We start from the raw sequence: 10,557 nt of genomic DNA, 5'->3' as shown, positions 1-10,557 counted from the left end.
CGCCGTGCCGCGCGCCGCGCCGTCCAGGGCGCCTGGTCCCGCCGCGCAACATGCGGAGCGTTCGCGCGAAGCCACCGTGGTGGCCGCGGCAACGCCCGGCGCGCCGGCGTCCACGTCCAAGAGCGCGCCGGCGCGCGGCAAGGCCACGCCACGCAATGACAGCGACGCGGCCCTGCTGGCGACGCTGATGGCCTACGGCCTGCCGCCGGCATCGCCGCCCGGCACCAAGGTCTACAAGACCGACGGTATCTTCGTGCGCGAGTTGCCGGGATCGTCGCTCGCCACCCGCCTCGGGGAATGCCGCAAGCTCGGCTTTCTCGAAAGCGAACAATGCCGCCTGCGCGTCTGCGCGGGCCACTGGGGCACGGCCCCCGAATGTCCCAATGCGCAATCCCACATTGAACCGTGATCGCGCCTGACCAAGGTTTTTCCCCGATGGATCCCACTGCCACCGCCGGCCTGTTCAATGCCGATGCCCGTCTTTACCGTTTGCAAGGCGAGGGCGTGCTCGCGTCCTTGCAGGTGGAGGGCTGGATCGCGCGCGAGGCGCTCTCCGGCGTCGGCCAGTTGCGCGTGGTGGCGCTGTCGGATGACGCCGGCCTGTCGCTGCAGGACATGATCTCGCGCCCGGTCACGTTGTGGACCACGCGCGCCGACGGCAGCCGCGCGGCGCGCAGCGGCGTGATCCGCGAGGCTGAGCTGCTGGCGGGCGACGCCGGCCTGGCGCGCTACCGGCTGACCGTCGTGCCGTGGCTGTGGCTGGCGACGCAACGGCGCGCCAGCCGCGTGTTCGAGGGCAAGGCCGTGCTGGACATCGTGCGCCATGTGCTCGATGGCTATGAGGGCTATGTCTACCGGCTGGCGGCCGACGTCGAACCGGCGTTGGCGGGCCTGAAGCCGCGCCCCTACACCACCCAGTACCGCGAGACCGACTACGACTTCCTGATGCGCCTGCTGGCCGAGGCCGGCCTGGGCTGGACCGTGCTGGAAGACGAAAGCGCGCCCGCGCGCCACGTGGTGCAGCTGTTCGCCGACAGCCGCAACCTGGCCGAGGACGCCGAGTCCGCGGGCGGCGGCATCCGCTTCCAGCGCGCCGCGGCGACCGAATCGCGCGACACCGTGCAGGCGCTGGCGCGCCAGCGCCGCCGCACGCCCGACAGCATCACCGTGTTGGGCTGGCACGACAGCGGCAAGCGCGCCGTGGCCGCGCAATCGTTGGTCAACGCGGCCAGCGGCCATGGCGACGAGCAGGGCCTGGACTGGTACGAGATCACCGGCCACGGCGGCTTCGCGGATGAAGCCCAGGCGCGCCGGCAGGCGGACCTGGCGACCGAGGCGCTGCGCGCCCGCGCCGAAACCTTCGTCGGGCTGGGGGTGGTGCGCACGTTCCGCTCGGGCACGCGCTTTACGCTGCAGGACCTGTCTGCCTTGGGTCCGGCCGGCGAAGCGGGCTTCGAGCCGCTGTTCGCGCTCGACCGCGTCGAGCAGATCGGCATCAACAACCTGCCGCCCGAAGCGCGCACCGCGCTGGCGCAGCGCCTGGGCGGGCTGGATCGGCACCTGGTGCTGGATGGCGACGCGCTGGCCGCGCCGGGCGCGTCGCCGAGTGAAGATATCGCCTTGCGTGTTGACGCGGCCGTGCTGGCCAAAGCGCGCGAGGTGGGCTACGCCAACCGCTTCGAGGCGGTGCGCTGCGACCGGCCGTGGCGGCCGCAGCTGGCGCACCGGCGCGGCGCGCGCCTGAGCGGCGCGCCGTCGGTGCATGGCGTGCACACGGCGGTCGTGACCGACGCCGAGGGCGGCACGCAAGCGAAAGGGCAGGACGAGATCCTGCGCAACAAGCGCGGCGACGTGCGCATCCGCTTCCATTGGCAGGCCAACGCCGCCGAGGGCGAGGCGGCCAGCCGCTGGGTGCGGGTGGCGCAGCGCCAGTCGGGCGCGGGCATGGGCATCAGCTTCGTGCCGCGCATCGGCCAGGAGGTGCTGGTGCGCTTCCTGGACGACGACATCGACCAGCCCATCGTGGTGGGCGCGCTGTACAACGGCCGCGGCGAAGGCGGCACGCCCGCCACGCCGGGCGGACGCCCGGGCGCCAAGGCCGACACGCAGGTCTACGCTGCCGCGCGCGATGCCGCACCCAGCGCCCAGGCCAACCTTGCGGCGGGCAACGCGCCGGCCTGGCATGGCGCGGCCGGCGGTGACGAGAACCACCGCAACGCGGCGGCGTTGAGCGGCTTCAAGAGCAAGGAGTTCGGCGGCGCGGGCTACAACCAGATCGTGTTCGACGACACCGACGGCCAGCTGCGCATGCAGGTCAAGAGCAGCCAGCAGGCCAGCGAGCTGAATCTAGGCCACCTGATCCACCAGGCCGGCAACTACCGCGGCGGCTTGCGCGGCCTGGGGGCCGAGCTGCGCACCGATGGCTACGGCGCGGTGCGCGGCGGCGCGGGCGTGTTGCTCTCGACCTACAGCGGCAACGGCAACGATGCCAGCGTGATCGGCGATGCGGCCGGAGTGCAGGCGCTGGCGGGCCAGACCGACCAGATGGCGCGCTCGCTCGATGGCGTGGTGGGCGCGCACCAGGGGCTGCGGCTGGCGACAGTGCAGGGCACGCGCGCGCCCGGCGCCAGCGTGCTCGATGGCGACAAGGCGCCGCTGGCGGCCATGCATCGCACGGTCTCGGGCACCGTCGCCGGCGACAGCCTGGATGGCGCCCGTGGCGATGCCTCGGCCAAGCATACGCAGGCCGCGCAAGGCAAGGTGCCGCACGCCACCGATCCGGTGGTGCTGATGGCGGCGCGGGCGGGGCTGGCGCAGGTCGCCGGGCAGCATCTGCAATACACCGCCGGCGAGGCCGTGCACTGGTCCTCGGGCAAGGACCAGAACCTGGCGGTGATGGGCGCGCTGCGTCTGCACACGGGGCAGGGCCTGGGCATCGTGGCGGGCCTGCAGCAAAGCGGCGCGGAGTCGGGTCTGGACCTGATCTCGGCCAAGGGCAACGTCGACATCCAGGCGCAGCACGACATCCTGCGGGTGCAGGCGCAGCAGGACATCACCATTGGCAGCGCCCAGACCGCGGTGGAATACGCCGCGCCCAAGCGCATCCGCATCGCGACGGCGGCGGGCGCCAGCATCGTGCTGGAGGGCGGCAACATCACCGTCACCGCGCCCGGCCGCATCGACGTCAAGACCGGCAACAAGCAGTTCGCCGGGCCGGACAGGTTGCCTTACGCCTTCCCGCAATTCACGGTCTGCAAGCAATGCGTGCTGGATGCGCACGATGGCGTGCAGTCGATCACTGACAAGGCGTGAGGCGAACCGCGGCATGATGGATTGGGAAGCACATCTGAACGACACCCTGGCGCAGGCCGCCGATCTGGCCTATGCCCGCGGCGTTCCGCTCTACACCTATCTGCTGGTGGACTTTCGCGGGCGCGCCGAGTTGGCCGCGCCAGTCAAGGCCAGCGCCGACCTGAGTCACGGGTCGATCTGGGTCGGCACGGAGCTGGCGGTCTACGAAGAGATCGCGCCGCTGCTGATCGAGCTCGACGACCTTAGCCGTTTCGAACTGTGGCGCGGGCCTGGCGAGCCGCGCACCTCGGAGGTGCTGCGCCTGCTCAGGCGGTTGCACCAGATCGAGGGCGGCGTCTACGCGGTGACGCATGTCGTATCGCCGCTGCCGCTGGCCGAGCTGATGGCGCACTTCGCTTACTACGGCGAGTATGGACTGCCCGATGGCCGCGAGTACTACCTGCATTTCTACGACAGCCGCATCCTGGATCGCGCTTTCCAGGTCTGGACGGCGCCCGAGCGCGAACGCTTCCTGGCGCCGCTGAGCCTGCTGCGTTATGCGCGCCGCGATGGCGCCATGGCGCAGTGGGCGGGGCCGGGCGTCAGCCTGGACGCCGCCGACCGGCCGCGGCAACAGCCATTCGCGCTGGCGCAGCATGAGCGTCTGCTGGAACTGGATTACCCGGACAAGCTGGCGGTGCAGATCCGCCGCATCTACCTGGGGGTGCTGGGCGGTGGGGTGCGGCAGGACGATCTGTATGCGCGCGTGGTCGAGCAGATGGCGCGGGCCCGGGCCCACGGCGTCGAGAGCGAGCGCGACATGCTGGACTACGTGGCGTGGGGCATCACCATTTCCCCGCGCTTTGATGAACACGAGGCGATCGCGCCCGCGCTGCGCGCCTTCCAGGGCGACGGCCTGTCGCAGGCGTTGGCGCAGGTGCCCGATGCGGTGTGGGACGCGCTGCTGCGGGCGGAACAGGAACGGAACGAGGAGGTCGAGGCATGACGGGGCAGGCACGCGATATGGATGGGAGTCTTTGATGCGCAAGGGGTTGTTTGTCCTGATGATGTGGCTGGGGCTGCTGGCCGGCTGCAACGGCGAACCCAGCTACCATGGCCTGTCGTTCGTCGCCTACAACTACACCCCCTGGGACCTGGACCGGATCCAGATCACGGATGCGCACGGCGGCAAGGCCGCCACGGGCGCCATCGGCGCGGGCGGCGGCGAAGGCTCGGTGACGTGCTGCTACAGCCTCAAGGGCACCGACTTCAAGGTCGAATGGCGCGGCGCGGACGGCGAGAAGGTCCGCGAGCACATGTTCGACGGCAAGCTGGACGAGGTGATGTTCAACAAGCAAACCCCGGTGCATTTCCCCGCCACCGACGTGCCGCCGGGCGAGGGGCCGCTGTACCTGGAATTGCACATCTATCCCGATGAGCACATGGAGCTGGCCCTGAGCCGAAAACTGCTGGGGCAGGTCCGCCTGCCGATCGTCGAGGTCACGCGCTGGCTCTACGCGCAGCATCGCGACGCCCTGGGCGACTATCGCAGCAGCGCGGAAGTGCGCCGGGTGGTGGCCAGGGTCACCAAGACCGCGTGGACCAGGTACCGCATCGAGGACGGGCAGGACCTGCAACAGTACATGTTCCTGTACTTCACGGTGGCATCGAACTTCGACGCCGACGCGGACATCGCCGCGTTGCTGGCCAAGCCGGGCCGCCAGCCGGGCGACTTCGCCAAGGCCGTCCGGCAGCTGCCGGCGGACAAGATCGCGCACCTGAAGGCCACGGGCGCCAAGCCGGGAGCCAAGAATGGCTGACAACCTGCCGCCGGTCGATCGCACGCCTGCCTCCGTGCTCAAGAAGATGGCCGAGAGCGAGGCCGCCTATCCCCGGCAGGATTGCCAGGAATGCGGGGCGGTGATCCGGATCGGCTTCTTCTTCGACGGCTTCGGCCGCAGCCGGGACGTGGACAGCAAGCATCCCACGTTCTATTCCAACGTCAGCCGCCTGTGGGAAGCGCATTACGCCCACGACGATGAAGACCGGCCGGTCAATCAATACTGGTTCCGCTTCTACTACTCCGGCCTCGGCACGGAGTTGAACGAGGATGCCAGGAACGACGACCTGATATACGGCGCGACCGCCGCGGGCAAGAAGATCCTCAGCGAGACGATCAAGAACGCCCAGAGCGCGGCCAAGAACATCACCCGCGCCGACGAGATTCCGGAGACGGACGCCCTGAAGCGCTTGCGCGGCGCGACACAGAAAATGATCAAGGAGGGCTCGTTCCAGCCCATGGTCAAGGCGTACAAGGACGTGGTGAAGGACGTCAAGACGCTGCCCGACAAGGTGGTCCGGATCTGGAATGCATGGGACCCCGAGCGCCTGGTGAACCGCGCCAAGGGCACCGTGCGGGGCTTCTGGTCGGGCTTCAAGAAAAACCCGCTCAAGGTCGCCTGGACCGCGGGCAAGGAAGTCGCCAAGACCACGGTCATGGAGGGCGTGCCCGTCATCCGCGACAACGAGACCGTGGCCTACCTCATGGGCACGGGCGTCGACGTGCGCGTGGATGCCGCGCTGCGGCAGTTGCGGGCCACGCACGAGGCCGTCAGCGCCGAGATGAACAACGTGCGGCGGATCGAGATCTCGGTGTTCGGCGGCGACCGTGGCGGCGTGATGGCGCGCCAGTTCATCAACGATGTGGTCAAGAAGTATCGCCGCCGCCATGACAAGGACCTGGTGTTCCCGGGCCAGAAGGGCGCGCGCGAGGCCGAGATCCGCATCCGTTTCCTGGGCCTGCTGGACTCGGTGTCGTCGATCATGGACGAAAGCACGTTCCTGGGCTTCCTGCCGTTCACCGATCTGCTCAAGCAGACGCACAAGGACCGCACGTTGACGGTGCCGGGCGCGGTGGAGAAGTGCGTGCACTTCGCCGCCGCCCAGGAATTGCGCGCCAATCAGCGCGTCGACAGCCTGGAGAAGACGCGCGGCGAGCAGTATCTCTATCCGGGGTCGAGCGGCGACGTGACCGGCGTCAGTCCGGAGGGCTCGCTGGGATCGCGCGGCGAGCTGTCGCGCGTTCCGCTGCGTGACATGCTGAACCTGGGCTTGTGCAATGGCGTGGGGTTCTACAGCATGGAGCAACTGTTCGACAAGCGGCCGCTGACCTATGCCAAGTTCAGCATGGGCATCCCCATCAAGGACGGCGCCCAGAGCTACCGGATCACCGAACTGGTCGAGGCCTATCGCGGCGTGGTGAAGTACGAGCCGGGCATCGACTTCATGCCGCACATGGAGGTGTTCCTGCGCTGGCTCGCGGTGCGCTACCAGGATCCGGTCTTCAAGAGCGATCTGTCCGATCCGGCCGAGAAGTGGATCCAGGACCGCGACTTCTTCACGCCCGAGCAGGCCTACAACGAGGAACTGCGGCGCGTCTCGATGCTGCCGCGCGAGGAGCGCAACAAGCCCGAGAATACGGCGCGCCTGAAGGAACTGGAGGCGCTCAAGAACGAACGCCGGGACCGCGCCGAGGCCAGCCGCGGCGAATTGCCGCCGCAACGCTTCAAGCCGCTGTGGCAGCGCCTGGAAGAGGAATACCGCGGGCTCGAAGACGCCGAACGGCAGGACGCGGAGCGCGAGCGCCACAAGGAGGAATTCCGCCGGCGCAATCCGAACGTCGTGCGCACCATGGAACAGATGGACCAGGACCAGCTCAACATGCAGAACATGCGCAACGAGCTCATCACGCGCGGCGGCGGCACCCTGACCGAGGACGACAAGCCCAAGGATCCGTTCGCCGACATGAAAGCCAAGCGCGCGACGCAGCAGCGCCTGCTGGACATCTGGCGCGAAGCCAGCGCCGGCAAGAATCCGCTGCCGCCCAAGGTCATGGCGCTGTTCGACTTCCTGGTGCATGACGCCATGCTGAGCAGCTGGCCGGATCACCTGCTGGCCAGCACGTCCCTGTACTTCCGCACGCGCGACAAGGATATTTTCGGCAAGACCGATTTCAAGGCCGAGGAGGCCAAGATGAAGACCGATACCGCCTCGGCGGCGCGGGTGGACCAGATGCGGGCGAACCTGGACGGATTGACCCCGGCCCGGCCATGACCGGCGCGCGCGCTTGAAAGCCCGAGGCTTGCCGCCGCGCGGCTGACGCGGTTCACGGCGCGGGTGGCGCCTTTTTCCGCCGCAGCCGTCCCAGCAGCCCTTGCCACAGCCGGTTCTTGATCCTGCCGCCATGGATCCACGACAGCACCATCAGCGCCAGCATGGCCACCACGTAATACTCCGTGGCCCAGGGCGGCACCGGATTCAGCTCATGGATCCGGTCGAGGATCGGGTGAAGCGGCAGGACTTCGCTGGCGGCCAGCAGGCTGAACGCCAGGGCCAGCAGCGGTCCGGTGAAATGCGGGCGTTCGCCGTGGGTCGCATCGTCGGCCCAGTACCCCCAGTAGATGAATCGCAGTACCTGGATCGCCACCACGAGCACGGCGACGCCGACCACCAGCGCCATGGCGCCAACGATCAGGAGGGCTTCGATCGGGAACATGGCTGGGCGGTGCGAGGGCTGCGCCGGCTTAACGCGCCGCCTGCACCTCGATGGTGACGGTGTTCGAGCGCACGCCGTTGGACTCGATATACACCTCGTACTTCGCCGGCTCCCTCGGCAATGCCGTCTGCGCCGCCAGGTCGGTGCTGAACTGCGTGCCGACGCTGATGCCCGGGCTGATCGGGATGCCTTTGGGCGGGCGCGAGCCGGGGATCTCGTCGACTTCGACGCCGGCGCGGGGCGGACGGCGCTTGTATTCGTAGGCCACGCCTTCGTAGACCGCCCCGGTCTGGGTGTTGACCGCCACGAAGCGCGGCAGCTTCTGGTCCTGCGAGACCGGGATGATGCCCTGCGCGCATACCGGGATCACCAGCGCGCCCGTGGCCTGCGGCCGCACCCGCGCGGGCGCGGCGATGTTCAGTTGATCGTCGCTGCCGTGGTTGGGCGGGATGCAGGCATGATCCAGCACGGTGCCGATGGGCGCGGTGGCGAAGGCGGGCGGGTCGATCCAGTCGGTGGTCATGGAAGCGGTCTGGGTAGCGGGTTGAGAGGGAGCGCGCGGACCGGCTGGGGTCCGCGCCGACGCGGGCAGGGCGGTCAGCGCTGCCGCGAGCAGCAGGGCCAGGGCCGGCGCCGCGCGGCGCCGGCCGTCAGAACGTGGGCCAGCCACCGGACATATCCACTTTGCGGACGGCCTTGGCGCAATGGACGCAGAAGCGGATGCTCATGCAGTCGGCGCCGAACATGACGCAGGCGCCGGTGTCGGCATCGCTGAACTGGTTGGCGGGCAGGCCCTGATGGCAGTGGTTGCCCCACTTGGAATAGAAGAACGGCCCCTTGTCGAGCTTGGACGAGTCCATGTCGGCTTCGTCCGGATGCGCCTGGACCCATTCCGGGCCGCTCGGCGTCATGCCGATCAGGTGGCCGATCTCATGCACGAAGGTCTCCTGCTGGTAGTCCATCGTCACCGGATCCCAGGGCGACATCGCGGCCACGCACAGCAGGTTGGTGTTGTAGAACGCGATGCCCGCCGCCGCGCTTTCCATGAGCCGCACGCGCAGCACGATCTTGCCGGCCGTGGGCACGGGCAGCAGCCCCTCCAGGCGGACATTCACGGCATGGCAGGCCTTGGGCTCGGCCGGATCGTAGGGGACCGGCGTGACCCGATCGCGCGGCACCACCGCGCGTCGCACGCCGGCGGCCGGGTCGGTGTATTCGAACAGGCATTCCAGGAACCAGTCCTGGCCCGGGTCGATGTTGTACCAGAGGAAGCTGACGTCGCCCGCGGCATCGGCGAACTGGACCTGCGTGCTGCCCGCGCCCGGACCCGCATTGGCGCGGATGTAGAAGGGCTGTACCGGCTTCGGCGTGGCCAGCCGGTCCACGTGGCAGGCGACGATGGTGAACGGCTCGCGCTCGGCGCCTTGCGATTGGGCATAGACCGAGCGCGCCGCGCTGCGCAGGCGCGGATCGTCCGCGCTGTTGTCGTAGATCACATCGTAATTGGCCTGGCCGCGCGTGGTCAGCGGCGGCAGCTGCACCACGTCCACGCCGTGCCGCGCGTATTCGGTGGCGGTTGGCTGGAAGCCGTGCGGACGCTGCATCGGTTCGGGGCCGGGCAGCATGATCTCCTGGATGTACAGGCGCCTGACCGTTTCCACGACTTCGGTGGAGATGATCTGGTTCTTGTCGTTGACCACCTCGAACAGATAGGTGTTCAGCCCGGCGGCCGGCAGCGTGATGTCGTCGACGATCTTGGTGCCGTCCGGATCGGTGACGTAGCTGTAGGAGCGTTGGTTCGGCTCGCGGTAGAGCGGCTGGCGGCTCAGTTCGCGCGCCGAGTACACCGCATTGCCCGGGCGCGGGCTGACCTTGACCGTGAAGCGGTGCTGGCCGGCCTTGTTGAACGTCACGTGGATCTTGGGTTTGTTGGTCTGGCGGTCCAGGCTGGTAAGCGCCTGGCCATCGTTCCAGCGTTCCTCGGCCCGCGGCAGATTGACGTATTGCAGCTTGGCGCCGCTGCGCGCCTGGTAGGGGGAGGCCGCCGTGCTGGCCGGCGTCGGCGTGCCGCCTGCCGGTTGGCCGGTGGCCTCGCCGGGCACGCGGGCGGCGCCGGGCAGGTTGATGCCGGCGGCCTCCATCACGCGCTTGGCCAGGCCCGGATAGGGCGAGTTGGCCACCGCCGGAATGTTCATGATGGTTTCCGCCACCTTGGGCAGCGTCACGCTGGAAATGCTGGGCGATTGCAGGATGGCGCCCACCACCGTCGGGATCGCGGAGTTGCTCAACCCTGGCGTGCTGAGGATGGCGCCGGCCACGGCCGGCAGGTTGCCCTGGGTGACGTCGGGCATCGACAGCAGGGTGTTCACGGTGGAGCCGAGCGCCGCGCCGCGGTCGCCCATGACGCCCATGGCCTGCGTCATCATCGGGCCGATGGCCGCGCCCACGCCGCCGCCGCCGCCCGCCGCCGTCAGGCCTGAGGCGGCCGACAGCGCCGACGCGGCGGAGGCATTGCCCATGGCGCCGGCCGCTTGCGCGGCCATGCCGGTGGCGGAAGAGGCCATGCCGGCGGCGCCGGTCGCGGCACCACCCGTCGTGGCCGCCGCTGCGCCTGCTCCGCCCGTTGCACTCGCTGCGCCGGCTGCACCCGCGCCGGACAGCAGGCCGGCGGCCTTGCCGCCCAGGGTGGCTGCCTGGTCCGCCATCGCGCC

Annotated in this window: 7 protein-coding genes and 1 pseudogene; 5 read left to right on the top strand and 3 right to left on the bottom strand. The window is 69.3% G+C overall.

Translation table 11 applies throughout. From position 1 onward, the window contains the following. From H0523_RS30575 to H0523_RS30555, 5 genes and pseudogenes are all read left to right on the top strand, one after another. Window positions 1-409 (top strand): annotated as a pseudogene (locus tag H0523_RS30575) (hypothetical protein); the annotation flags it as partial. A gap of 26 nt (window positions 410-435) precedes the next feature. Beyond that, entirely contained in the window at window positions 436-3,312 is a 2,877-nt protein-coding gene (locus tag H0523_RS30570) for a type VI secretion system Vgr family protein (protein WP_180180268.1), read from the top strand. A 13-nt stretch (window positions 3,313-3,325) separates the two neighbouring features. After that, on the top strand, window positions 3,326-4,297 hold the full coding sequence (locus H0523_RS30565; RefSeq protein WP_054434050.1) for a DUF4123 domain-containing protein: 972 nt from the start codon (window positions 3,326-3,328) through the stop codon (window positions 4,295-4,297). A gap of 34 nt (window positions 4,298-4,331) precedes the next feature. After that, complete coding sequence (locus H0523_RS30560) at window positions 4,332-5,111, top strand: DUF3304 domain-containing protein (RefSeq protein ID WP_054434169.1); 780 nt, start codon at window positions 4,332-4,334, stop codon at window positions 5,109-5,111. Further along, entirely contained in the window at window positions 5,104-7,404 is a 2,301-nt protein-coding gene (locus tag H0523_RS30555; RefSeq protein WP_054434052.1) for a DUF2235 domain-containing protein, read from the top strand. Before H0523_RS30560 ends, H0523_RS30555 begins: the two co-directional genes overlap by 8 nt. Window positions 7,405-7,456: 52 nt before the next feature. Here H0523_RS30555 and H0523_RS30550 read toward each other — a convergent pair whose 3' ends face one another. The 3 genes from H0523_RS30550 to H0523_RS30540 form a co-directional block, all read right to left on the bottom strand. Continuing rightward, complete coding sequence (locus tag H0523_RS30550; RefSeq protein ID WP_054434054.1) at window positions 7,457-7,846, bottom strand: hypothetical protein; 390 nt, start codon at window positions 7,844-7,846, stop codon at window positions 7,457-7,459. A 28-nt stretch (window positions 7,847-7,874) separates the two neighbouring features. Continuing rightward, a complete protein-coding gene (locus H0523_RS30545; protein ID WP_231689973.1) occupies window positions 7,875-8,369 on the bottom strand; it encodes a hypothetical protein in 495 nt (164 codons plus the stop codon). Window positions 8,370-8,496: 127 nt separating this feature from the next. Beyond that, window positions 8,497-10,557 (bottom strand): hypothetical protein (locus H0523_RS30540; protein WP_257225189.1); only part of this gene is annotated, 2,061 nt, incomplete at its 5' end.

This window comes from Achromobacter insuavis (assembly GCF_902859645.1).
In the GTDB taxonomy this organism is placed as follows: Bacteria; Pseudomonadota; Gammaproteobacteria; order Burkholderiales; family Burkholderiaceae_B; genus Achromobacter; species Achromobacter insuavis.
This window is presented reverse-complemented; position numbering and strand designations above follow the sequence as displayed.